22 protein-coding genes and 1 pseudogene are annotated in these 23595 nt (G+C 52.1%); 12 read left to right on the plus strand and 11 right to left on the minus strand.

Annotated elements, in window-relative coordinates:
- Positions 1 to 43: 43 nt before the first annotated feature.
- The 3 genes from DSD31_RS15450 to DSD31_RS15460 all read right to left on the minus strand — a co-directional run bounded on the left by DSD31_RS15450 (position 44) and on the right by DSD31_RS15460 (position 2926).
- Positions 44 to 598 (minus strand): carboxymuconolactone decarboxylase family protein, encoded by a 555-nt coding sequence (locus tag DSD31_RS15450; protein ID WP_015584622.1) that lies wholly within the window; start codon positions 596 to 598, stop codon positions 44 to 46.
- Positions 595 to 1935, minus strand: coding sequence for an aspartate aminotransferase family protein (locus DSD31_RS15455; protein ID WP_113991161.1), 1341 nt, complete (start codon positions 1933 to 1935; stop codon positions 595 to 597). The genes DSD31_RS15450 and DSD31_RS15455 overlap by 4 nt, the downstream gene beginning before the upstream one ends.
- 130 nt (positions 1936 to 2065) lie before the next feature.
- Positions 2066 to 2926 carry a MurR/RpiR family transcriptional regulator gene (locus DSD31_RS15460; protein ID WP_015584624.1) on the minus strand — a complete coding sequence of 287 codons (861 nt, stop codon included), beginning with the start codon at positions 2924 to 2926 and terminating at the stop codon, positions 2066 to 2068.
- A 377-nt stretch (positions 2927 to 3303) separates the two neighbouring features.
- On the opposite strand from DSD31_RS15460, the gene DSD31_RS15465 reads away from it, so the two are divergent.
- Both DSD31_RS15465 and DSD31_RS15470 read left to right on the plus strand, forming a co-directional pair.
- Positions 3304 to 4287, plus strand: coding sequence for a DUF1852 domain-containing protein (locus DSD31_RS15465; protein WP_004860711.1), 984 nt, complete (start codon positions 3304 to 3306; stop codon positions 4285 to 4287).
- A 27-nt stretch (positions 4288 to 4314) separates the two neighbouring features.
- Positions 4315 to 5346, plus strand: coding sequence for a methionine synthase (locus DSD31_RS15470; RefSeq protein ID WP_004860708.1), 1032 nt, complete (start codon positions 4315 to 4317; stop codon positions 5344 to 5346).
- Positions 5347 to 5518: 172 nt separating this feature from the next.
- Here DSD31_RS15470 and DSD31_RS15475 read toward each other — a convergent pair whose 3' ends face one another.
- The 6 genes from DSD31_RS15475 to DSD31_RS26565 form a co-directional block, all read right to left on the minus strand.
- On the minus strand, positions 5519 to 5995 hold the full coding sequence (locus DSD31_RS15475; protein ID WP_113991162.1) for a GNAT family N-acetyltransferase: 477 nt from the start codon (positions 5993 to 5995) through the stop codon (positions 5519 to 5521).
- A gap of 105 nt (positions 5996 to 6100) precedes the next feature.
- On the minus strand, positions 6101 to 6640 hold the full coding sequence (locus DSD31_RS15480; RefSeq protein ID WP_004860702.1) for a DUF2058 domain-containing protein: 540 nt from the start codon (positions 6638 to 6640) through the stop codon (positions 6101 to 6103).
- Positions 6641 to 7045: 405 nt separating this feature from the next.
- Positions 7046 to 8590: a sensor domain-containing diguanylate cyclase gene (locus tag DSD31_RS15485; protein WP_004860698.1), complete on the minus strand. Its 1545-nt coding sequence runs from the start codon at positions 8588 to 8590 to the stop codon at positions 7046 to 7048.
- 278 nt (positions 8591 to 8868) lie between these two features.
- Positions 8869 to 9066 carry a hypothetical protein gene (locus tag DSD31_RS26340; protein ID WP_155407398.1) on the minus strand — a complete coding sequence of 66 codons (198 nt, stop codon included), beginning with the start codon at positions 9064 to 9066 and terminating at the stop codon, positions 8869 to 8871.
- A 35-nt stretch (positions 9067 to 9101) separates the two neighbouring features.
- Positions 9102 to 9740: a LysE family translocator gene (locus DSD31_RS15495; RefSeq protein ID WP_004860693.1), complete on the minus strand. Its 639-nt coding sequence runs from the start codon at positions 9738 to 9740 to the stop codon at positions 9102 to 9104.
- 431 nt (positions 9741 to 10171) lie between these two features.
- On the minus strand, positions 10172 to 10300 hold the full coding sequence (locus DSD31_RS26565) for a hypothetical protein (protein ID WP_004860689.1): 129 nt from the start codon (positions 10298 to 10300) through the stop codon (positions 10172 to 10174).
- A gap of 733 nt (positions 10301 to 11033) precedes the next feature.
- Here DSD31_RS26565 and DSD31_RS15500 point away from each other — a divergent pair.
- From DSD31_RS15500 to DSD31_RS15515, 3 genes and pseudogenes are all read left to right on the plus strand, one after another.
- Positions 11034 to 12260, plus strand: coding sequence for an MFS transporter (locus tag DSD31_RS15500; protein WP_113991163.1), 1227 nt, complete (start codon positions 11034 to 11036; stop codon positions 12258 to 12260).
- 365 nt (positions 12261 to 12625) lie between these two features.
- Complete coding sequence (locus DSD31_RS15505; protein WP_075808703.1) at positions 12626 to 13309, plus strand: class I SAM-dependent methyltransferase; 684 nt, start codon at positions 12626 to 12628, stop codon at positions 13307 to 13309.
- Between the two features lie 154 nt (positions 13310 to 13463).
- Positions 13464 to 14187, plus strand: a pseudogene (locus tag DSD31_RS15515) (tyrosine-type recombinase/integrase); the annotation flags it as partial.
- On the opposite strand, the gene DSD31_RS15520 reads toward DSD31_RS15515, so the two are convergent.
- Entirely contained in the window at positions 14162 to 14779 is a 618-nt protein-coding gene (locus DSD31_RS15520; protein WP_097358000.1) for a hypothetical protein, read from the minus strand. The pseudogene DSD31_RS15515 and the gene DSD31_RS15520 sit on opposite strands and share 26 nt — an antisense overlap.
- Positions 14780 to 14881: 102 nt before the next feature.
- Complete coding sequence (gene icd, locus DSD31_RS15525) at positions 14882 to 16132, minus strand: NADP-dependent isocitrate dehydrogenase (RefSeq protein WP_004860652.1); 1251 nt, start codon at positions 16130 to 16132, stop codon at positions 14882 to 14884.
- Between the two features lie 233 nt (positions 16133 to 16365).
- On the opposite strand from icd, the gene rluE reads away from it, so the two are divergent.
- From rluE to phoQ, 7 genes are all read left to right on the plus strand, one after another.
- Positions 16366 to 17016 (plus strand): 23S rRNA pseudouridine(2457) synthase RluE, encoded by a 651-nt coding sequence (gene rluE / locus DSD31_RS15530; RefSeq protein WP_015584629.1) that lies wholly within the window; start codon positions 16366 to 16368, stop codon positions 17014 to 17016.
- A gap of 20 nt (positions 17017 to 17036) precedes the next feature.
- Positions 17037 to 17495, plus strand: a complete 459-nt coding sequence (locus tag DSD31_RS15535; protein ID WP_113991164.1) for an NUDIX hydrolase — start codon at positions 17037 to 17039, stop codon at positions 17493 to 17495.
- A gap of 56 nt (positions 17496 to 17551) precedes the next feature.
- Complete coding sequence (gene mnmA / locus DSD31_RS15540; protein ID WP_015584630.1) at positions 17552 to 18658, plus strand: tRNA 2-thiouridine(34) synthase MnmA; 1107 nt, start codon at positions 17552 to 17554, stop codon at positions 18656 to 18658.
- Positions 18659 to 18717: 59 nt separating this feature from the next.
- The gene (hflD, locus tag DSD31_RS15545; protein WP_004860640.1) at positions 18718 to 19359 is read left to right on the plus strand and encodes a high frequency lysogenization protein HflD; all 642 of its coding nucleotides are present in this window, start codon (positions 18718 to 18720) and stop codon (positions 19357 to 19359) included.
- 3 nt (positions 19360 to 19362) lie between these two features.
- Entirely contained in the window at positions 19363 to 20733 is a 1371-nt protein-coding gene (gene purB, locus DSD31_RS15550) for an adenylosuccinate lyase (RefSeq protein ID WP_004860634.1), read from the plus strand.
- Positions 20734 to 21425: 692 nt separating this feature from the next.
- Entirely contained in the window at positions 21426 to 22100 is a 675-nt protein-coding gene (phoP, locus tag DSD31_RS15555) for a two-component system response regulator PhoP (protein ID WP_004860631.1), read from the plus strand.
- On the plus strand, positions 22097 to 23563 hold the full coding sequence (phoQ, locus tag DSD31_RS15560; RefSeq protein ID WP_032717229.1) for a two-component system sensor histidine kinase PhoQ: 1467 nt from the start codon (positions 22097 to 22099) through the stop codon (positions 23561 to 23563). Before phoP ends, phoQ begins: the two co-directional genes overlap by 4 nt.
- The last annotated feature ends 32 nt before the right edge of the window (positions 23564 to 23595 follow it).

Genomic DNA, 23595 nt, shown 5'->3' on the forward strand with positions numbered 1-23595 from the left:
GAGGAATGAAGAAAAAATAGACTCCTGTTTGTCAGTCAATTATTTAAGCGGGAATAATCTCATCCCCGGTATCGGGTACTGGCGTCTGTGCACCGTTCATAAGCATAGAAAGTAAGCTGTAATAGCCGTTAATTCCCATCAAATCCACCACGCCCTTTTCTCCCCAAAGCGCTATGGCGTGTTGCCAGGTATCATCGCGGATTTTTTTCTCCTGGTGTAGCTGCTGGCAGAAATGATAAACCACCCACTCATCCGCTTGTAAATCCAGCGGTAGACGGCATTCATTAATAGCCTGTACCGCAGCGGCTGAAATTCCCTTCTCGCGGGCAATGGGCGCATGAATCGCCCATTCCACCGGCTGGGACCAATGGCGCGCGGTCATAAGAATGGCCAGTTCAGACAACCGTTGTCCGAGTGCGCTGCGATAACGCAGGTACTCCCCCATTCGCTGTGCGTGAGCCATCAATTCAGGGCTACGCAGCAACGGTTCAAAGGGCGGTAACAGCGCACCACGGGGGCCGTTGATGATCTCCTCTGCCAGCGGACGCTGATATTCATCCCACTCCTGTTCGGCCAGCGGCGGTAAGCGATTAATCATGCTGGCCTCGCTAACTTGTGCGTTTCTTCACGAATGACCTGGTGCAGCGTATCTACCACAAAATCAAGCTGCGGCGGGGTAATGATAAACGGCGGGGCTATCAGGATATGATCGCCATATTGCCCATCAATGGTTCCTCCCATCGGATAGACCATCAGGCCACGGGACAAACAGTTGGCCTTGATTGCCGCATGCAGCTTTAATGCGGGATCGAACGGAGTTTTGTCCCCTTTATCATGGACCAACTCAACACCGGCAAACAGGCCTCGTCCGCGGGTGTCACCGACATGCGGTAGCGCACCCAGCACATCACGCAGCGCGCTTTGTAAGTAATGACCCTGTTGTTTCACCGCTTCCAGCAGATTGTCACGCTCGATAACCTGCTGGACCGCCAATGCCGCGGCGGCGGCAGTGGCGTGACAGATGTAGGTATGTCCATGCTGGAACAGACCGCTACCAGCCTGAAGTGCGGCCATAATCTTCTCACCGGCCAGTACCGCGCCGATCGGCTGATATCCGCCCCCCAAACCTTTTGCGATGGTCACCAGATCCGGGACAACATCATCCTGCTCGAAAGCGTGCAGCGTGCCTGTACGTCCCATGCCGCACATCACTTCATCGGCAATATACAAAATGCCGTATTTATCGCACAGTTGACGCACGCCGCGCAGATAACCCGGGGTCGGTGGGGTCGCGCCGGTTGTCGCGCCGACCACCGTTTCTGCACAGAAACCGATGATGGTTTCCGGGCCGGCCTCAATCATTGCCTGCTCCAGTTCCAGCAGCAAACGCTCGGTATACTGCTGCTGGCTCTCATCCTCGCGCCGATCGCGATATTCATTGCAGGCGGCGACGCGAATCACATCGATCAGCAACGGTGCGAATTGACGGCGACGCCATTCATTTCCTCCCACGGCCAATGCTCCCAGCGTATTGCCATGGTAGCTCTGCTTGCGGGCCATAAATTTGGTGCGCTCCGGCTGACCGATTTCGACAAAATACTGGCGCGCCAGTTTCAATGCGGTTTCGACCGCTTCGGAGCCCCCGGAGACGAAATAGACGTAGTTAAGGTCTCCCGGCGCCTGGCGAGTCAACTGCTCCGCCAGTTGCTCAACGGTATCGCTGGTAAAGAAACTGGTATGCGCATAGGCTAACCGATCGATCTGTCGATGCAAGGCGGCCAGCACGTCAGGATGCCCATGCCCAAGGCATGAGACGGCGGCTCCGCCACAGGCATCAAGATAACGTTTGCCGCTGGCATCGGTGATGTAAACACCTTGCGCGCTCGCCGCGACGGCGGGGGTGTGGCGTAAGCTGCGATGAATGATCTGACTCATGCTCTGTTCCTGCTCCTGAAAACGCTATTGCGTACTATGAGGATTATCTTGCAGGATTCATTTGAATCACGTCAACGCAATTATGATACACATGTATTTAATTTTCTTATCACAGAGACAAATGCTTCATTTATCCGGATTTGCCGGGGACCACATACGCGCCAGAGTCGATCAGATAACGCTCGGCGCTCTCGATTTTGCTGACCGCCTCGTTGCCGTGACGCGCCACCAGCATCGCCAGCAGGCATTCCGCCAGCCCCATCCCGGAGACGACCGACGGGAAAAATGAAGGGCTGTCAATTGAAAACAACAATGTACACTCCGCAGCCTGAGCTAAAGGGGAGACCGGTGAGTCGGTGATGGCGATAATGCGAGCACCAGCCCGCTGTGCCGCATGCAGGACATCCAGGGACTCTCGTGAATAGGGGGCAAAACTGGTGAGCAGAACACAATCGCGAGCGGTTAGTTCACGGGTAAACACTTCAATGTTGCTTGCCAGGCCATCAATCAATGACACCCGACGATTGAATAAGCGGTAGACGTAATACAACGACCAGGCAATCGGGAAGCTGGCGCGAAACCCGCAGATATAGACGTTGTCCGCCTCATCCAGCAGCGTGACGGCTCGCGGCATCGCCTGCTGATTTTCACTCCCGGTGAAGACCAGATTCGCCTGATGCGCCTGAAAGACTTCCTCATACAGATTCGATTGCGTATCTTTGGCAACGAGCTTTTTTGCTTTAGATACATATGTATCATTGCGTAAGCCGAGATCGTCAATAAAGGCATCTTTCAGCTCTCCCCAGCCGCTAAATCCGAGACGCTGCGCCAGACGCAGCAGCGTGGCGGGCTTCACCCCGGCTTGTGCCGCGAACGCTCGCATAGATTGCACAACCAGTATATTCACGTTTTGCAGACAGAACTCCGCAGCCCGCTGTAACTCAGGGGAAAGTGTACTGAACTGACTGACAATATTTTCTTGTGGATTCATCATGTTGGTCACCGGATTTCAGAAGCAAATATCTAAACACATTTGTGATTGAGACTCTACTCTCCGGGTTGCTCAGCCCTGCAACTCACCCACTTCGCCCGAGAAGCTGCACTCTGACCGCCGGCTATCCGCAGCGATGCTCCGGCACTTCGTCAGCCTTGCTACCATGGGTTTGCTCTTCGACCATGAAGATGACTCATGTTGTAATGAAATTATGTCGCTTTCACTCCTCCAGGGACTCTGGCATAAAATATGCTCTATTAATCAGAGACAATATGATGATCGCTGAATGAAATAACCAGATAAAAAGAAAGGATATACTGGGATTCAGGGAATAACTTCAGTTTTCATATCAGAACTTAGGGTGCACCATCGCGATGAATAAAGATTTTGCTTTTACTATTAAACGTAGTCGTTTTGACGCGCATTATAACCCCGCTGAAAATACGCGAATTACAACCAACTTCGCGAATCTGGCCAGAGGGGAAAATCGCGAGGAGAACTTGCGTAACACGCTGACGATGATTGACAATCGTTTTAATGCGCTGGCGTACTGGGATAACCCGAAAAGCGATCGTTATTCTGTTGAGCTTGAAATTATTTCAGTTGAAATGACACTCACTGACCAGCACCGCAGCGGCAGCTTTCCGGTCATTGAGATATTAAAAACGAACATTCTCGATAAAAAAACGCACGAACGTATTGACGGTCTCGCCGGGAATAATTTCTCCTCTTACGTACGCGATTATGATTTTAGCGTGCGGCTGTTAGAGCATAACCAACAGCAATCCGCCTTTAGCATCCCGGATGGTTTTGGTGAATTACATGGAAATATCTTTAAACACTTCGTTAATTCAACGGTATACCAGCAGAACTTTAACAAACCGCCGGTAATCTGCCTTAGCGTATCGAGCAAAGACACCTATCAGCGCACGGGAAATCAGCATCCGGTACTGGGTATCGAATACCAGCAAAATGGCTCGTCGTTGACTGAACAATATTTTTCCAGAATGGGATTAAAGGTTCGCTATTTTATGCCGCAGAATAGCGTTGCGCCGTTAGCATTTTATTTTTCTGGTGACTTGCTTAGTGATTACACTAATCTTGAGCTTATCAGTACCATCAGTACAATGGAGACGTTCCAGAAGATTTATCGGCCTGAAATTTATAATGCCAACGCCGCCGCAGGGCAATATTATCAACCGAACCTGAATCACCAGGATCATTCATTAACCAAAATTGTTTATGATCGGGAAGAACGCAGCCAACTGGCGATTGAACAGGGAAAATTTACTGAAGAGCATTTTATCAAGCCTTACCAGAATATTCTTGAGAAATGGTCTGCTGGCTACGCGCTTTAATTTACCGAACATACAAGGTTTTCTATTATGAAAAAATTATTACCCACGTCGACGGCTGGCAGCTTACCTAAACCTTCCTGGCTGGCAGAGCCTGAGAAACTATGGTCTCCGTGGAAATTACACGACCAGGAATTAATTGAAGGGAAAAAAGATGCGCTAAGCTTGTCGCTGTATGATCAGTTACGCGCAGGAATTGACATTGTCAGCGATGGCGAACAAACGCGCCAGCACTTTGTCACCACCTTTATTGAGCATCTCAGCGGCGTCGATTTTGAGAAACGCGAGGTGGTGAAAATTCGCAATCGCTATGAGGCGAGCGTGCCGACGGTCGTGGGTGAAGTGGCGCGTCAGAAGCCCGTTTTCGTTGAAGATGCCCGGTTTTTACGTCAGCTGACCAGACAACCTATTAAATGGGCTCTGCCAGGACCGATGACGATGATCGATACCCTCTATGATAACCACTATAAAAGCCGTGAAAAGCTGGCCTGGGAATTCGCCAAAATTCTCAATCAGGAAGCGAAAGAATTAGAGGCGGCGGGTGTCGATATTATCCAGTTTGATGAACCGGCATTTAATGTCTTTTTTGATGAGGTGAATGACTGGGGGATTGCCGCGTTAGAAAGAGCCATTGAAGGACTAAAATGTGAAACGGCGGTACATATCTGCTATGGATATGGCATCAAAGCCAATACTGACTGGAAAAAGACGCTGGGATCAGAGTGGCGCCAGTATGAAGAGGCGTTCCCAAGGCTGCAAACATCGAATATCGATATCATCTCGCTGGAGTGTCATAACTCGCGTGTCCCCATGGATCTGCTGGAGCTGATTCGCGGCAAAAAGGTGATGGTGGGAGCGATTGACGTGGCAACCCAGGCGATTGAGACGCCGGAAGAGGTCGCCGGTACGCTACGTAAAGCGCTTGAGTTTGTCGATGCCGATAAGCTTTATCCTTCGACCAACTGCGGGATGGCGCCCCTGTCTCGTCAGGTCGCCAGAGGCAAGCTCAATGCGCTAAGTGCCGGCGCAGAGATCGTCCGCAAGGAGCTGCTGGCGAAATAACGCTGGCGGAGCCAGCGCGCTGAAAGAAAGTCCGGATCAGGCGTTCGGTTCGCTATCCCCCTGGCCGGACCGAACAGCGCGCAATACGACCGCACAGAAAGCCTGAGGTGCCGTGCGTTCATCTCTCCCTTTAACCGCCGTGCAGCCCGTCGGAACGCTGTCTCCGCGGGCGTTAATCGGATAACGTCTTACTCATATTGATTCCCGTCACCCAAAAGCCGGTGGACTCGTAGACGTGGCGGGCGCGTTGGTTATCTCCGGCCACGCGAAGTCGAATCTGTTCGATCCCCTGCTCCCGCATCTCCCGCTCAAAAGCGCGTAGCGCCTGCGTGCCCAGCCCCTGCCCCTGACAGGCGTTGAAGATATAAAAATCAAAGATGAACACGGTTCGCGCGGCGGTATCGGGTTTGTACCTGAGGTAGCCGACGTGCTCGTCGCGATTGTCTGATTGGCTAAAAAGAGACAGCAAAACCTGCCCGGGGGTATTCACCCCCTCAGGAAGATCCTCGGCGATTTCACGCGTCGCTTTTGTCAGTGAATCCTCTGCGCTAAGCCGATAGTTGGCGGCAATTTCACGCGCATAATCCGTAATAAAGTATTCCAGATATGCCGGATATTCTTCTTCGCGCATGGGGCGGAACATCATCATTGATTCATCCTTTGAGGGGGCGATATTTTCGCAGCGAGACGATGCATTCATCCCTTTTCATTGACGCGGCCATCCACAGCGACAGATGACGAGCGGCGAGGCCAGCTACCACATTAAATCATCAGGTACTTTGAAATCAGCATACGGATCGTCTTCATCCTGCTCTTCCTGGCTGAGCGCGCTGTGTAACACAATGCTGTCCGCATCGCGCTGTGCAATCTTATCTGCGACGTTAGCCGGAATAATCGCGTATACGCTCTCGCCGCTGCTGTCTGGCACCAGACGCGCGATCGCCAGACGGCCGCTAATCAGTTGAGCCTGAATCAGCTTATCGACAAAAATTTTCTTGATGAGGTTGTTGTCGGTAAAGTTAAAGCCAATGTCGCCTTTTGCCGGAACAATCCGGTTCATTTCAATAAGCTGCTTCACCTGGGCTTTATATTCTTTGGCTAAAGCGGCCTGCTTTTGCTGTTCACCCAGCTGCTTATCACGCTCGAGCTGCGCTTTTTTGTTTTCTTCCACCGCTTCTCGCGCTTCACGTGCCTGAACCCGTGATTTTTTGGCCGTTCTTTGCACTTTAGCGACCTTTTTGCTGGTCACTAACCCGGCTTTCAGCAGCTGCTCTTGTAAGGTGAGTTTTGTCATTTCGTCTCTGAACCCGTTGAGAAATTTCTGCGATTATAGCGGGAATGTTGGCGGCTGTGCCAGATTGCATCGCCGCAAGGCGAGCTGGTTTATGGAAGCGGCGGCCTTACAGGTCGAGGGAAGCATGGCAGAATTCCATTTCGAAATGGGGCAAGGTCAAGGGTGATGCAGGCGGAACGTTGCGCCGGTTCCGGTCTGAAAACCACTCTCAGAATATGCGTAAACATCCGCGACATGTCGGATTTAAAGACGTTGGAAACCAACATGGCGTCCGCAGGCTTTTACCCGATTCACCGACGGTATTACTGGACATGCGTCGGCAAAAGTCCAGGCCAGCAACGCTGTGTTCATTAAGAAACAAACGAACACTCACTACTTGAGAGCATTACCTTCTGACAATCCTGGCTATTGGCTATGCCCACTGACCACGACTCTGTTTCGTCCTTGTCGTTTCGCTTGATATAACGCGGAATCAGCTTCCATGAGAAGCCGCTCGTAGTCACCCTCATAATCTTTTAGCCCCGCCACACCGATCGAGACCGTAAGGTGTCCGGCCTCAGAGAACTCGGTATCCGATATGACCTGGCGGATCCGTTCGGCTATCGCAGCAGACTCGGCGAGCGTGGTTTCCGCCAAAAGGATAACGAACTCCTCGCCCCCAAAGCGGCTGATAACATCCTCTTTTCGACATGTCAGTCTGAGCAAATCCGCGGTATGAACCAGCACGGTATCCCCCGCACTGTGCCCGAAACGATCGTTAATCGTTTTAAAATGATCGATATCTACTGCGATTGCGCACTGATTTTTAAGGTTCTTGATATACGTTAATTGCTCATAGAAACCACGCCTGTTATATAAACCCGTCAAAGGATCTGTCATCGCCTCATCACTGAGCGCTGCAAATTGTGCAGAGACTAAACGAAAACGTTTTTCCATCGCATCTCTGAGTAAATACGCCTCCTGGTACCAGGCCCTGATCGAAGAGAGTTTCTCTGGCGACATGAGACTGTCATTGGCCTGAACCAGCCGCGCAAGCTGCTCCAGCGGTTTTGCGATACGGGAAGAAAGAAAAGCCACCCCTGTAGTAATAAAGAACAGTATCGCCAGCACCAGTCCGGAAATTTTCTTCACAGTATTGAGCAACATACTGGTGACGACCTCTGACGGCGTCGACACAATAATATTCCAGTCAGATTTCTTAAGACCCGCATAGCCAACCAAATAATCTCGTCCGACAAAAGAACCGTTTAAGTTGTTGCTCATATACGTTTTCAATTGCGGCGTGAGATTGACGGGCGAGCGGGTCATCGTGGGAACAGTATTGAATATAACCTTGCCATCGCGATCGACAATAGTGACAGAGACATTATCTTTATAAAAATGAAGGCCAATAAGATCGCTGAGCATACTCTGTTTTTTCAGATAAATGCTGCCGCCGAGATACCCCAGATAGTGACCATCTGGCGAACGGAGTGGATGCGAGAGCATTATCATGTCATTTCCGGCAATCGACGTGAACGGACCAGAAATCAGTGGCTTTCGCGCAACCAGAGCAGCCTGGCTTGCTTCGGAATGTACTCTGACGCCTGTCAGTGCGGGCAAGTAAGGTGACGTGGCAACAATCACCGCCTTCGCATCAACCACCCCAACCGAGTTAAATACCGCTGACCGGATCCGCAGACGCTCGACCTCATCCCTGGCCACGGATGCATCGGTGCTCTGTAACTCAGACGCTGTCCAGGCTAATTCACGCTGGGCCATGGCCAGATATCGGTCTGTGGTATCCGCAATTTTCATCGCGTAAGCCAGGTTGCTCTCACGGAGAGAATCTTCTATTTCTTTCTTTTGAAAGAAATAGATACCGGCAAGGAGAAGAATAGTTGTCAGGATAGCTCCTCCGGAGTAGAGCGCAATAAGCAGAGGGAGGAGAAACGGTTTTTTTTGAAACATTTATCACCTGTATTTCAGAACATCCTGGCGACCTGCCGTCAATTTTATCTTATGTAGCTGGCGCAGCCCTCTAAGGGCTTCCCTTCTGACAGGATTTTCATTGCTGCTGTTTTGCCGTCATAGACAACATTCACGTGTTCATGTGGGGATGATAGCAAATACCTGAGCAGGTATTATCACTACTCTGTTTTCGCTCCACCTTATTGTTGATCATTGCGCCTTCCTGGTCATCAGCCGCAGCTTTTCAGGTGTCACTATTCTGTGTCGGTGTACCCGGTTTAATAAATTCCGGCATCACGGCATACGGCCAGGGTCAGCGAGATATGTTCAGAAACGTTATCGCCCTGGTTTCTGCGGATAGCCAGGTTTGTCACGATGAGTCCAGCATTCTCCCCCCACCAGGCCGGGATATTCAATGGGAGGTGGTCAACAAGATGGATCGCAGGGTCATCAGCGATAGCCAACAAAATATCCATGTTCACGACGCCCTGGGCGATAAGGGAGCAGAGGTTCAGATGTAAGGCTGCAGAGCGGAAATGATGAGGCCTGCAGCAAAACACATGAACACCACCCCACCGGTTTTATTGAGTTTACTGAAGAGATGACCGGAAGACATCTTCATCTTTACGGAGTGTGCGAAAAATCCGTAAAGCGAGTGGATGACGATCACCAAAAGACAGAAAATAGCCGAGAGTATCGAAAACTGAGGGGCAAATGGCTGCTGCGGGTTAATGAACTGCGGGAACAGGGCCATAAAAAAGACGATGGCTTTAGGGTTCAGCAGAGAAACCAGCATCCCCTGGCGGAAGCTTTTACCGGTGGACGGCGCGACATCGCTTCCCGCAGTGGCCGCGTTATTGTTCATCGCCCGGGGTACTGAACGGAATAATTTGCTGCCGAGATAAATCAGGTAAGCGGCCCCGATGATTTTCACTGCCAGCAGGGCCAGCCAGGAGGTGGTAATGATCGCCCCAATGCTGCTGGCCGCGACGATCGATATCACCCCCATTCCGGCGGCGACACCAATGATCCCGGCCATGGCATGGCGCAAGTTATAGTTGAGCGTGTTCGTCAGGGTGAACAAAACGCCCGGGCCGGGGCTGGCGATGGTCAGGCTGGCGATAAGAATATAAAAAGCGATTTGTTGCATGAGGATACATCCTGTCAGCTGCAAGGGCGCCTCTGCACCCCGGTAAGATCAGCGGGAATGATCCCGATATAGTGAGTCGACAAATACGGTGCTATCTGACAGGCACTCACTGGCAGCGTCAATTTCCCGCCGGAGCCAGCCCCTTTTTTCAGAAGTATTCGTGATACAACAGAACAGTGAATACACTAAATTTTACTTTATAGTAACATTTTATTCTTGTCACAAAATTTTGCTGATACCTTAAAAATCAATTGATTAAATTTTATATCTTACAAATTTTGCCCTATTTGCTGCTACTTTAATCACATCGATGACGATGAAGTCTATTTCGGAACCAGCGATGATAAATATTCCGAATTTCATTCCCGTATTTTATGTTATTGACTCTTGCAGCCTGCAAAAAAATCACTGCCTTTAACTCCGGCAGAACGCTATTGCAGGAGGATGCTCTGCGTTTTCTCTGCGGCCTGCGCGATCGATGCGATCATGATGCGATAGACGCAGCGTTGCGCCGCTTCGTTACGAGAAGCGCTTTCAGGGTGTTCGTAAACATCCGGCATATTTCGTCCTTAAATGCGGTAGAGCTCAACATGATTTCCCGCAGGAGTTGACCATACTCATTCAAGGCCTGACTGAGCATGCCGTCATTGGTTGAGGCTGGAACGCAGGGGAAGGATAATGACCGCTAAACCGGTTGGCTTCGGATACATTGTATTACGGCTGAACTTTATGATAAGGCCGCCGCGAGCTGCCAATGACTTTTTTAATTTAAATCCCGATCGGTAAATAATTTATCTATTTCATAATTAATAATAACGTTGTGTCATTAAGCGCGTTGCCCCGAGAATGATAACTTTGCTTGCGGACGGTGCAGGAGCGCCATGAATAACGGGTCAAATCCGCATTTTTTATGGCATCCATATTGCTTTATTTATTGCTCAGGCAATGGAGAGGCAATACCTATAGCGGACTGAGTGAAGGGATAACGGATGGAAGCTCAAAAAATGCACACCGGAACCTTCGCGTTAAAAGAGACGCCCGCCGGCGACCGCTGCTCTTTGCTCTTCCCTGTCCACGCCATGCGATTTATGCTCAGGAGCTGCCGCTTGATTACGGCGAGTTTTATTGTCTGTCGGTGAACATATCGAGACATCACAGGAAGACGTTGCGGCTTATAAACGCAATGTGCGGGGAAAAGTTCCTCCCGGCATCAGCCTGGAACAGTTAATGCAGCGTTTAACGGAGGGTGCTTGCGCTTTACTTCCGTTCAGTTCATCCCTCCAGGAGGGCATCATGCGATACATACCAGGCCGCATCCCCGTTATCCTTGCGGTCAGTAATCTGTTTTTTACCTGTGCGGTCTCTGTTGACCTGACAATTGCCACTCTGGTGGGCTATCAGCTGGCCCCGTTGGATGAACTGGCCACCGTGCCATTTGCGCTCATCACTGTTGCCGGCGCGTTCTCGAGTCTGTTTGCTGCCGGCATGATCGGGCGGGGAAACGAGAAACTCGCGTTTATGTTGGGGTCTGGATGCGGTACCGCCGGTGGATTATTGTCTTTTCTCGCTGTGCTGAAGGGCAGTTTTTTACTTTTTTGCACCGGCTGCTTTCTTGTTGGCGTCTATCAGGCTTTCAGCCAGTACTATCGTCTGGTTGCCGCCGATCACTCCCCGCCGGAAGTGAAGGGGCAGTCTATCTCTCTGGTCATGGTTGGCGGTGTTGTAGCGGCAATCCTGGGGCCGCTGTTGACGATTGTTGCGCGGGATGTCCCGGGGCTACCTCGCTTTGCCGGCGTTTATCTCGTGGTGGCCGCGCTGGGTATTCTGTCTGCACTTAATCTGGCCCTGTTCTTCGGTCATGCGAAAAAATATTCCCCTACTCCGGACACCGCTGCGCCTTCAGAACGGTCACCGACCAGTCGGGAATTAATGAAACGCCCGGATTATCGCACCGCCTGGTTTCACCTGGTTGTTGGCTCCCTGGTGATGCTGTTTCTCATGACGGCGGCCCCACTCTCCGTGACGCACCACCATTCAATGAATGATGGTGCCCTGGTCATTCAGCTGCATCTGCTGGGAATGTATGTCCCTTCGCTGTTTACCGGTCTCCTGATACGAAAAGTGGGGCTCACCGTACTGTTATATAGCGGGATCGCTCTCAACATGTCAGCTATCGTGGTTAACCTGACCGGGGAAACGATGCTGGCATACAGCTTAAGTCTGCTTCTGGTGGGGGTCGGATGGAACTTTATGTTTGTGGGGGGCTCTACGCTGCTCAGTCTCTCTTATCGTGATCATGAGCGAAAAAAAGCGCAGGGTCTGGCCGAAACCAGCCGCTTTATTTTCTCCGCGATCGCCACATCAGGGGCGGGTGTGATGCTGGCATTGCTGGGCTGGAAGCTGCTGGGCCTGATGATGTTACCGGTCTTACTGATATGTCTGGTATCCACCTGGCAGTACGATCAGGCTATCAGGAAAGCACGCCGAACGGCGTCGCGTACTGCTGAAGACGGTTCTTAAATCCGCTCACTCCGGCCGGATGTCACATATTGGACATTCTTGAGTGCCGGCCCGTTTTTTGCGCAAGGAACACGCGGACGCTACGAGCGTAAAATAACACAGGTTTGCCGGATGTGAGGTGACTTATCAGAGAGAGGCCTCATCGTTCATCAGGGGACTTCAGGGTTCGTGCAAAACCGGCCCTGCGCTACGGGTTTTATAACGACAGCGTCTGGTGTCACTCGCCAACAATCTCGATTTTATGCCGGATACAGCCCTGTTACTTCATGCCACGCATGCTGTTTTCGCCACACAAACGCTTCATCCCATAGCCCTATGGCATATAAACTGGCGACTATGGCCGCTGACAAAAAGGCATTTTCACTATGAATCCCTATGAACAAACATATCGGCAACTGCGGGCTAATGGCGCTACCGCCTGGGCTGGGGAAGGTTATCTCAGGGCCAAAAAACAGCAGGAACAGATCTTTCACTGGCTCAACTTACATCACTACCTTCCTCATCCCGGCGCGCCGATACTTGAATTGGGGTGTGGGAACGGAGCCATGGCCGCCCAGTATCTTGCCGAACAGGGATTTGCTGTGTGGGGGATAGATTTATCAGAAACCGCCATCAGATGGGCAGAAGAGCGTTTTCAGCGCGTCGGTCTTTCAGCACACTTTCTTGTCGGTCATGTCGGTGATATCCATCAATGTCAGGATGCCACGTTTGAGCTCATTATTGATGGTAGTTGTTTGCATTGCCTGATTGATGATGCCCGCACCCGCTGCTTTGCGGAGGTGAGAAGATTACTCAAACCCGGAGGACGATTTGTCGTCGGCTCCATGTGTGGAACCCCTCGTTACCCTGAAGACAGAGCGACATATCACGCCGCGAAGCATCATTTACTCAAAAATGGTCAGCCCTGGCGAACGCTGAGACCACTCCCGGCCTTAATCAATGAGCTCAGGGAGGCGCAATTTGATGTACTTGCGACCCGCGTGAACAGCAACCCATGGTGGGATCATGCCACCCTGGTATGTTCAGTGAATCAGTCTGCGGCGGATTGATCATTCTAATCACACCAGCCATCCGCCAGCGACGTCGACCGCCCTAGAACGGCTTTATAAAGCGCAGGGCATAAGCATGAAGGATTTACTGGGACATAAGGCTCAACAGCTAACAGACAGATACTATAATGACCGCTGCAAGGGTCAGTAGTCCTATGTTGCAGAGGGCCAGCCGAGAATGGCTCAGGTCATACGCTCAGTGTTAATTGATGTGTTCAAAGAAGCACAACATTATGTGTGAGGTGACGCCTGGATATAATCCAGCTCTTGCTACTAAACAGCCTCGCCGCCGAATCGCCAGACAGCGTTTAAACCTCGATGAATGGCAAAAGATTTTCGCGATAGCTGACGTCCGCCATCAGTATATGGGCAATGCAATACTATTGGCGCTCGTTACTGGTCAGCGCCTCGGTGATATTTCGAATATGAAGTACAGCGATATTTGGGATGACTATCTTCATGTCGTTCAGGAGAAGACGGGAAGCAAGCTGGCGATCCCCCTATCCCTAAGACTTAACGCGATTGACTGGAGTTTGAGGGATGTAGTTGCGCGTTGCCGTGACTATGCAGTGAGTCCATACCTGATCCACTTCTTCCGGGCCACCTCAATGGCAGAACGAGGGGCACAGGTAAAGTCGAACACTATAACAATGAATTTCAGTAAAGCCCGGAATAAAACCAACATTGATTGGGGAGAAGGTACACCGGCTACGTTTCATGAACAAAGGCCATTATCTGAAAGACTCTACAAGGAACAAGGTATCGATACAAGAATACTTTTAGGTCATAAAACTCAGAACCAAACCGATCGATACCATGATGACAGAGGAAAAAATTGGACCACAGTCCGAATTAGTCAACGACGAGCTTTTTCCTAAAGGATTCGTCATCAAATAATTGAATTTTTTCAATAATTTTAAGTACCGAATCCTGTGTTGTTTCTCGCTCTGTGATTATTGCATTCATATAATATGAAATTCTCATCCATGCCTTTAAATGGTTTTCTTCCAAAGTCGCGACTACGGGAACAAAACTATTGAAAAGATCTATATCATTTTTGCAGTGTATACGAATATCTTTTATTGCTCTCTCAGCTAACCCATGAGTTTCAATATAACCTTTCAACGACATTAATTCTTTACTATTTTTTTCGTGCTCACTCCCATAAAACTTTCCTACTCTGTAACTTTCTGGGACATGTTTGTTTAATGTGTTAAAGAAAAAAATAAACATTTCACGAAGCCGTTTTTCTGCTTTTACTTTATTCTGTCTTTCGTTTTTCTTTTGGAGATGATCAATAATATAAAGAATGATTATAAATTCTAAAATCACCCCTGTGAATTCCGGTAACAAATTCCCTTCAAAGTAATCGATGTAATTGATACTCTTGATAAAAAATGGAGCAAGCATTAGAAGAATAAACAATACAACAAAGATCCATCTTGGTTTTTTAATCCGAATGCACTTCACATTGACCTCATTTTGATAACTTGTTTTGATAATCATTCGAAAGCTAATAATAAAAAAACGGGAGCTCCGAGGCTCCCGTTTTTGTTTAACCCATCAAGTGGATTACATGTTCGCGATGATCGCGTCGCCAAACTCGCTACATTTCAGCAGTTTAGCGCCTTCCATCAGACGTTCAAAGTCATAGGTCACGGTCTTAGCGGCGATAGCGCCTTCGGTGCCTTTAACGATCAGGTCTGCGGCTTCGAACCACTGCATATGGCGCAGCATCATCTCAGCGGACAGAATGATAGAACCCGGGTTCACCTTATCCTGACCAGCATATTTCGGTGCTGTGCCGTGGGTCGCTTCGAACAGCGCGCATTCGTCACCGATGTTCGCGCCCGGTGCGATACCGATACCGCCAACCTGCGCTGCCAGAGCATCGGAGATGTAGTCGCCGTTCAGGTTCATACAGGCAATGACGTCATACTCCGCCGGACGCAGCAGGATCTGCTGCAGGAAAGCATCGGCGATCACGTCTTTGATAATGATCTCTTTACCGGTATTCGGGTTTTTAACCTTCTGCCACGGGCCGCCGTCAATCAGCTCGCCACCGAACTCTTCGCGGATCAGCTGGTAGCCCCAGTCTTTAAACGCGCCTTCGGTGAACTTCATGATGTTGCCTTTGTGTACCAGGGTCAGCGAATCGCGATCGTTGGTGATAGCGTATTCCATCGCCGCGCGAACCAGGCGCTTGGTGCCTTCTTCAGAGCACGGCTTGATACCGATACCGCAATGTTCCGGGAAGCGAATTTTCTTCACGCCCATCTCATCGCGCAGGAATTTGATCACTTTTTCTGCTTCAGCAGAGTCCGCTTTCCACTCGATGCCCGCATAGATGTCTTCGGAGTTTTCACGGAAGATAACCATGTCGGTCAGCTCAGGGTGTTTAACCGGGCTCGGAGTACCCTGGTAGTAACGAACCGGGCGCAGGCAGACGTAGAGGTCCAGCTCCTGGCGCAGCGCAACGTTCAGAGAACGAATACCGCCGCCAACTGGCGTCGTCAGAGGGCCTTTGATAGCAACACGATAGTCACGAATCAGATCAAGAGTTTCGGCAGGCAGCCAGACGTCCTGGCCATACACCTGGGTCGATTTTTCGCCGGTGTAAATTTCCATCCAGGAAATTTTACGCTCGCCTTTATAGGCTTTCTCAACGGCGGCATCCACCACTTTCAGCATCGCCGGAGTCACGTCAACACCGATACCATCACCCTCGATAAACGGGATGATCGGGTTGTTAGGGACATTCAGTTTGCCATCTTGCAGGGTGATTTTTTGACCTTCCGCCGGAACTACTACTTTGCTTTCCATTAACCTCTCCTTCGAGCGCTTCTGGTTCTGCTCTTCCTTTTCACACTAACCGAGCGTTGGCTTTATCCGCCCACTCCGCCACCGGGTCATCCCGCTAACCGGAGATTCGCGTCCGTGCCGCCTTCTAGTAGCGCGAATCAGTTTGAGCAATATTTTTGTTAAAAAATTGTGATGAGCATGTCAATACTACCTGAATGTTTGCGTCCATGAAAGGCATTCGTAATTAGGCTATAATGCGGCAATTGTCAGGACCTGAAAATACCATGCAGAAAACTTCATTTAGAAAACATCGCGTTGAGCGATTCAGCTCACAACAAGTCGCCAGACAACGCAAAGAACACGCGCCAAAACGCGTGATCTTGTTCAATAAACCCTACGATGTGTTGCCGCAGTTTACGGACGAAGCCGGGCGCAGCACGCTGAAAGATTTTATTTCCGTCTCCGGGGTCTACGCCGCAGGTCGTCTTGACCGCGATAGCGAAGGCTTGCTGGTGCTGACCAACGATGGCGCGCTGCAGGCTACGCTGACTCAACCCGGCAAGCGCACCGGTAAAATTTACTACGTTCAGGTTGAAGGCCTGCCAACGGAAGATGCGCTGGCCGCGCTGCGCGCCGGCATCACGCTCAACGATGGTCCTACCCTGCCCGCAGGTATTGAGCGGGTCGCTGAACCGGCCTGGCTGTGGCCGCGCAACCCGCCTATCCGCGAACGCAAATCCATACCCACCAGCTGGCTGAAAATCACCCTTTATGAAGGACGCAACCGCCAGGTGCGACGCATGACCGCTCACGTAGGTTACCCCACGCTGCGGCTTATTCGTTACGCCATGGGCGGCTATACTCTCGACGGACTGGCCAACGGCGAGTGGCGCCAGGTCGGCTAATCACACAAGGAACGGGAAGTATGTTTAAACCGCACGTCACCGTCGCCTGCGTCGTACACGCGAAAGACAAATTTCTGATCGTTGAGGAAACCATCAACGGCAAAGCGCTGTGGAATCAGCCGGCAGGACACCTCGAAGCAGATGAAACGCTGGTGCAGGCCGCCGAACGAGAGCTGTGGGAAGAGACCGGCATTCGCGCCATGCCACAGCATTTTATCCGCATGCATCAGTGGATTGCGCCGGACAATACGCCGTTTTTACGCTTCCTGTTCGCCATCGAACTTAACGATACGTGCGCCACACAGCCGCATGACAGCGATATCGACCGCTGCCTGTGGCTGAGTGCGCAAGAGATCCTGACGGCATCAAATCTGCGCTCTCAGCTGGTTGCCGAAAGCATCCGCAGCTATCAACAGGACCCGCGCTATCCGCTGTCATTAATTGGTGCGTTTAACTGGCCGCTCCTGGGGGGTGCCTGAGCCGCTCGTGCGTGCTAGAATATGCCGCCTTGAAGTTCAATGTGGTGAATATTCCAATGTCAGAAAGCCAAAAAAAAGTGATCGTCGGCATGTCCGGCGGCGTCGACTCCTCTGTTTCTGCCTGGTTGCTGCTTCAGCAAGGTTATAAGGTAGAAGGCCTGTTCATGAAGAACTGGGAGGAAGACGATGGTGAGGAATACTGCACCGCCGCTGCCGACCTCGCCGACGCGCAAGCCGTCTGCGATAAGCTCGGGATTGAGCTTCATACCGTTAACTTTGCCGCAGAGTACTGGGACAACGTGTTTGAACTGTTCCTGGCCGAATACAAAGCCGGGCGCACGCCGAACCCGGACATTCTGTGCAACAAAGAAATCAAATTTAAAGCCTTCCTGGAGTTCGCCGCAGAAGATCTGGGCGCCGACTATATTGCGACCGGTCACTACGTGCGCCGTGCCGATGTCAACGGTAAAAGCCAGCTGCTGCGCGGCCTGGACGGCAACAAAGATCAGAGCTACTTCCTGTACACCCTCAGCCATGAGCAGATTGCCCAGAGCCTGTTCCCGGTTGGCGAGCTGGAAAAGCCGCAGGTGCGCAAGATCGCGGAAGATCTCGACCTGATCACCGCGAAGAAAAAAGACTCTACCGGGATCTGCTTTATCGGTGAACGTAAATTCCGCGAGTTCCTCGGGCGCTACCTTCCTGCTCAGCCGGGCAAAATCGTCACCGTTGACGGCGACGAAATCGGTGAGCATCAGGGTCTGATGTACCATACCCTTGGCCAGCGTAAAGGCCTCGGCATCGGCGGCACCAAAGAAGGCAGCGAAGACCCGTGGTACGTGGTTGATAAAGACGTCGAAAACAATATTCTGGTCGTAGCTCAAGGCCACGACCACCCGCGTCTGATGTCCAGGGGCCTGATTGCCCAACAGCTGCACTGGGTCGATCGCGAACCGGTTACCGGCACTCTGCGCTGCACGGTGAAGACCCGCTATCGCCAGACCGATATCCCGTGCACCGTGAACGCGCTGGATAACGAGCGCATCGAAGTGCTGTTTGACGAACCGGTTGCGGCGGTGACGCCGGGCCAGTCGGCGGTCTTCTATCTTGGCGAAGTGTGCCTCGGCGGCGGCGTGATCGAGCAGCGTCTGCCGCTGCAGTCCTGACAGACAGTTTTTACCGCCGGTGAGACAAAACTCTCCCCGACGGTTTACAAGGAGTAGGTGTGGCGAAGAATTATTATGACATCACGTTGGCGCTGGCGGGCATCTGCCAGGCCGCCCGTCTGGTTCAGCAGCTGGCGCACCAGGGCCATTGCGACAGCGATGCCCTGCACGTTTCGCTGAACAGCATCATCGATCTCAACCCGGATTCAACGCTGGCGGTGTTCGGTGGTAGTGAAGCCAATCTTCGCCTCGGGCTGGAAACGCTGCTTGGCGTGCTCAACAGCGGCAGTCGCCAGGGCCTCAATGCCGAGCTGACCCGCTACACGTTAAGCCTGATGGTGCTCGAGCGTAAGCTTGACGGCAGCAAAGGGGCGATGGATACCCTTGGCAACCGCATCGCCGGTCTGCGCCGTCAGCTGGAACATTTCGACCTGCAGTCTGAAACGCTGCTCAGCGCCATGGCGGGCATCTATGTTGACGTCATCAGTCCACTTGGTCCGCGTATTCAGGTGACCGGCTCACCGGCCGTGTTGCAAAGCCCGCAGGTTCAGGCCAAGGTCCGCGCCTCCCTGCTGGCAGGCATTCGTGCCGCCGTGCTCTGGCATCAGGTGGGCGGCGGGCGCATGCAGCTCATGTTTTCTCGTAATCGTCTGGTTAACCAGGCAAAACAAATTCTTGCTCATTTAACCCCGGAGTTGTGATCTATGGAATTATCCTCACTGACCGCCGTTTCCCCTGTCGATGGACGCTACGGCGATAAAGTCAGCGCGCTGCGCGGTATCTTCAGCGAATTCGGTTTGCTGAAATTCCGTGTACAAGTTGAAGTACGTTGGCTGCAGAAGTTAGCCGCGCACGCAGCGATCAAGGAAGTTCCTGCTTTTGCTGCCGACGCAAACGGTTTCCTTGATAAAATCGTTGCCGACTTCAGCGTTGAAGATGCGCAGCGCATCAAAACCATCGAACGTACCACCAACCACGATGTGAAAGCGGTAGAGTATTTCCTCAAGGAAAAAGTGGCCGATATCGCTGAACTGCATGCGGTATCCGAATTCATCCACTTCGCCTGCACCTCCGAAGACATTAACAACCTCTCCCACGCGCTGATGCTGAAAACCGCGCGCGATGAGGTGGTTCTGCCGTACTGGCGCAAGCTTATCGACGCGGTGAAAGACCTGGCGGTTCAGTATCGCGATGTACCGCTGCTGTCCCGTACTCACGGTCAGCCGGCCACGCCGTCCACAATGGGTAAAGAGATGGCTAACGTCGCTTACCGTATGGAGCGTCAGTATCGTCAGCTGAACCAGGTAGAAATTCTGGGCAAAATCAATGGCGCGGTGGGTAACTATAACGCCCACATCGCGGCGTATCCGGAAGTGGACTGGCACCAGTTTAGCGAAGAGTTTGTTACCTCGCTGGGCATTCAGTGGAACCCGTACACCACGCAGATTGAGCCGCATGACTATATTGCCGAGCTCTTCGACTGCATCGCCCGCTTCAACACCATCCTGATCGACTTCGATCGCGACGTGTGGGGCTACATCGCGCTGAACCACTTCAAGCAGAAGACGATCGCCGGTGAAATCGGTTCATCCACCATGCCGCATAAAGTGAATCCGATCGATTTCGAAAACTCCGAAGGTAACCTCGGCCTGGCTAACGCCATGATGCAGCATCTGGCGAGCAAACTGCCGGTTTCCCGCTGGCAGCGCGACCTGACCGATTCAACCGTACTGCGTAACCTCGGTGTGGGTATCGGCTATGCGCTGATTGCTTACCAGTCGACCCTTAAAGGCGTCAGCAAACTGGAGCTGAACGGCGATCGCCTGCTGGACGAGCTGGATCATAACTGGGAAGTGCTGGCTGAGCCGATCCAGACCGTGATGCGCCGCTACGGCATCGAAAAACCATACGAGAAGCTGAAAGAGCTGACCCGCGGTAAGCGCGTGGACGCGGAAGGGATGCAACAGTTCATCGACAGCCTGCCGCTGCCGGAAGACGAGAAGGTTCGCCTGAAAGCCATGACGCCGGCTAACTACATCGGTCGCGCGACGACTATGGTTGACGAACTGAAGTAATCGCCTGGTCTCGCCTTCCTGCGGGAATCGGCGAAGAGTGAGTGAATGCAGAGAAACAGATGGCCGGGAATTATTCCGGCCATCAATTTGTCATGACGTCGTCAGGGCGATAAATCCCCCCGTCACCCGCCTGAGTTTGCTTTTTTCGTCACATCCTCCATCGTCGCGCCGCTTTCCATTTCATCGTCTCTTAACCCAGCCTGAGTTTCCCCCTCTCCTTCACCTGCGCGCTGCTGAGAGCTCCGTCGTCATCGCTGATACGATGCGGATTTTTTGTAGTTGCTCTTTGTCGGCCGTTTCTGGCGGGATTTTCAGCCAAAGCTGAAGAAAAGAAAACTAAGATTAAACATGTTGTTAGCATCAGGAAGCCGGTTCCAACCCACTCAGTCTCATCCCTGAACGCTCTGCGCCGGGATACTCTTCCCGGGCAGCCCCACCATTTTATCCACACAATGTTCGTCGGGCTGGCAACAGGAGGATAAACTTGCCAATATATGCCCACGATATGCCCCTTCTCTTGCCGGATGTATATCGGGCGCTGGCGCTACCGCCCTCTCTCTACCGGCGTGGCAGGCCAGAAAACAGGACGGCTGGCGAAGTTACATCGCAAGCCTTTCATTTACAGCCGTTTAAATTCAGTATATCTATTCAGCGCTACACTATTCGAAACCAAAATAAACGGGAGAAAAGGCATGCGCGTACTCGTCGTTGAGGATAACGCTTTACTGCGCCATCACCTGAAAGTTCAGCTCCAGGAATTAGGCCATCAGGTGGACGCAGCAGAAGATGCAAAGGAAGCCGATTACTATCTGGGTGAGCACGTGCCGGATATCGCCATTGTCGATCTGGGTCTGCCCGATGAAGACGGTCTTTCACTGATTCGCCGCTGGCGCAGTCATGACGTGTCGGTTCCGGTACTGGTGTTGACCGCCCGTGAAGGCTGGCAGGATAAAGTCGAGGTGCTGAGCGCCGGGGCGGACGACTACGTCACCAAACCGTTCCATATTGAAGAGGTCGCGGCGCGCATGCAGGCGCTACTGCGTCGCAACAGCGGCCTGGCGTCACAGGTTATTTCTCTGCCGCCTTTCCAGGTTGACCTGTCACGCCGCGAGCTATCGATTAACGAACAGCCCATCAAGCTGACCGCATTTGAATACACCATTATGGAAACGCTGATCCGTAACCGTGGCAAAGTCGTCAGCAAAGATTCATTAATGCTCCAGCTCTACCCCGATGCTGAACTGCGCGAAAGTCACACCATCGACGTACTGATGGGGCGGCTGCGGAAAAAAATTCAGACTCAGCATCCGCATGACGTCATTACGACCGTGCGCGGCCAGGGCTATTTATTTGAACTACGCGAATGAAAAGCCCGCTCCGGCATATTTTGCCGCTTTCTTTACGCGTTCGTTTTCTGCTGGCGACGGCGGCAGTGGTGCTGGTGCTTTCGCTGGCCTACGGCATGGTTGCGCTGGTGGGCTACAGCGTCAGCTTTGATAAAACTACCTTCCGCCTGCTGCGCGGCGAAAGTAACCTGTTCTATATGCTGGCAAAGTGGGAAAACAACCATATCGACGTGGATATCCCCGAAAACCTCAACATGCAGAGCCCGACGGTGACGTTGATATACGATGCCAAAGGCAAACTGCTGTGGATGCAGCGCGATGTCGGCTGGCTGGCAAAACGCATTCAACCTGAATGGCTGAAAAGAAACGGCTTCCACGAAATCGAGTCCGACGTTGACAGCAGTAGCATGCTGCTGCGCAACAATCATCAGTTCCAGGAGGAGCTGGACGCTCTTCGCCAGCAGGATGATGGTTCCGAAATGACCCACTCGGTGGCGATCAATATCTACCCGGCAACCGATAAGCTGCCGCAGCTGAGCATCGTGGTGATCGACACCATTCCTGTCGAACTGAAACGCTCTTATATGGTCTGGAGCTGGTTTATCTATGTGCTGGTTGCCAACCTGCTGCTGGTGATCCCGCTGCTTTGGGTGGCGGCCTGGTGGAGCCTGCGCCCCATCGAGTCGCTGGCAAAAGAGGTCCGCGAGCTGGAAGAGCATCACCGCGAAATGCTCAATCCGAATACCACCCGCGAACTGACCCGACTGGTCAGCAACCTTAACCGGCTACTGACAAGCGAGCGCGAGCGCTACGACAAATATCGCACCACGCTGACCGATCTGACCCATAGTCTGAAAACGCCGCTGGCCGTGCTGCAAAGCACCCTGCGTTCTTTACGCGGCGAGAAGATTGACCTCAATGAAGCAGAACCGATCATGCTGGAGCAGATCAGCCGCATCTCACAGCAAATTGGCTACTACCTGCATCGCGCCAGTATGCGCAGCGGCGGTACCTTGCTCAGCCGCGAACTGCACCCCATTGCGCCGCTGCTCGACAAGTTGACCTCGGCGCTGAACAAGGTTTACCAGCGCAAAGGGGTCAATATCAGTCTCGATATCTCTCCGGAGATCAGCTTTGTCGGCGAACAGAATGATTTTATGGAAGTGATGGGCAACGTGCTGGATAACGCCTGCAAATACTGCCTGGAATTTGTCGAAGTTTCCGTGCGTCAGACCAACGACAACCACCTGCATATTCTGGTGGAAGATGATGGCCCCGGTATCCCGCTGAACCAGCGGACTGCCGTATTCGATCGCGGGCAACGAGCCGATACGCTGCGACCAGGTCAGGGCGTAGGACTTTCCGTCGCCCGGGAGATCGTTGAGCAATACGATGGCGACATTCTCACCGGCGAAAGTCTGCTCGGCGGAGCCTGCATGGAGGTCGTTTTCGGCCGCCAGCTGCCCGACGATACGGAAAGCTGAACCGCCCCGCTTCCCGCGCCTGGGCAAACTCT

This window comes from Klebsiella sp. X13 (assembly GCF_003323835.1).
In the GTDB taxonomy this organism is placed as follows: Bacteria; Pseudomonadota; Gammaproteobacteria; order Enterobacterales; family Enterobacteriaceae; genus Klebsiella; species Klebsiella ornithinolytica.

Bases quoted from the DNA above. Each gene is read 5' to 3' on its own strand.
- DSD31_RS15450 (WP_015584622.1), bottom strand. From the start codon at position 598: ATGATTAATCGCTTACCGCCGCTGGCCGAACAGGAGTGGGATGAATAT.
- DSD31_RS15485 (WP_004860698.1), bottom strand. From the start codon at position 8,590: ATGTTTCAAAAAAAACCGTTTCTCCTCCCTCTGCTTATTGCGCTCTAC.
- phoQ (WP_032717229.1), top strand. From the start codon at position 22,097: ATGAAAAGCCCGCTCCGGCATATTTTGCCGCTTTCTTTACGCGTTCGT.
- purB (WP_004860634.1), top strand. From the start codon at position 19,363: ATGGAATTATCCTCACTGACCGCCGTTTCCCCTGTCGATGGACGCTAC.
- icd (WP_004860652.1), bottom strand. From the start codon at position 16,132: ATGGAAAGCAAAGTAGTAGTTCCGGCGGAAGGTCAAAAAATCACCCTG.
- DSD31_RS15455 (WP_113991161.1), bottom strand. From the start codon at position 1,935: ATGAGTCAGATCATTCATCGCAGCTTACGCCACACCCCCGCCGTCGCG.
- DSD31_RS26340 (WP_155407398.1), bottom strand. From the start codon at position 9,066: ATGGATATTTTGTTGGCTATCGCTGATGACCCTGCGATCCATCTTGTT.
- DSD31_RS15475 (WP_113991162.1), bottom strand. From the start codon at position 5,995: ATGATGATGTTCCGCCCCATGCGCGAAGAAGAATATCCGGCATATCTG.
- rluE (WP_015584629.1), top strand. From the start codon at position 16,366: ATGCGGCAATTGTCAGGACCTGAAAATACCATGCAGAAAACTTCATTT.
- DSD31_RS15460 (WP_015584624.1), bottom strand. From the start codon at position 2,926: ATGAATCCACAAGAAAATATTGTCAGTCAGTTCAGTACACTTTCCCCT.
- DSD31_RS15505 (WP_075808703.1), top strand. From the start codon at position 12,626: ATGAATCCCTATGAACAAACATATCGGCAACTGCGGGCTAATGGCGCT.
- DSD31_RS15465 (WP_004860711.1), top strand. From the start codon at position 3,304: ATGAATAAAGATTTTGCTTTTACTATTAAACGTAGTCGTTTTGACGCG.
- DSD31_RS26565 (WP_004860689.1), bottom strand. From the start codon at position 10,300: ATGCCGGATGTTTACGAACACCCTGAAAGCGCTTCTCGTAACGAAGCG.
- phoP (WP_004860631.1), top strand. From the start codon at position 21,426: ATGCGCGTACTCGTCGTTGAGGATAACGCTTTACTGCGCCATCACCTG.
- DSD31_RS15480 (WP_004860702.1), bottom strand. From the start codon at position 6,640: ATGACAAAACTCACCTTACAAGAGCAGCTGCTGAAAGCCGGGTTAGTG.
- DSD31_RS15470 (WP_004860708.1), top strand. From the start codon at position 4,315: ATGAAAAAATTATTACCCACGTCGACGGCTGGCAGCTTACCTAAACCT.
- DSD31_RS15535 (WP_113991164.1), top strand. From the start codon at position 17,037: ATGTTTAAACCGCACGTCACCGTCGCCTGCGTCGTACACGCGAAAGAC.
- DSD31_RS15495 (WP_004860693.1), bottom strand. From the start codon at position 9,740: ATGCAACAAATCGCTTTTTATATTCTTATCGCCAGCCTGACCATCGCC.
- DSD31_RS15500 (WP_113991163.1), top strand. From the start codon at position 11,034: ATGCGATACATACCAGGCCGCATCCCCGTTATCCTTGCGGTCAGTAAT.
- mnmA (WP_015584630.1), top strand. From the start codon at position 17,552: ATGTCAGAAAGCCAAAAAAAAGTGATCGTCGGCATGTCCGGCGGCGTC.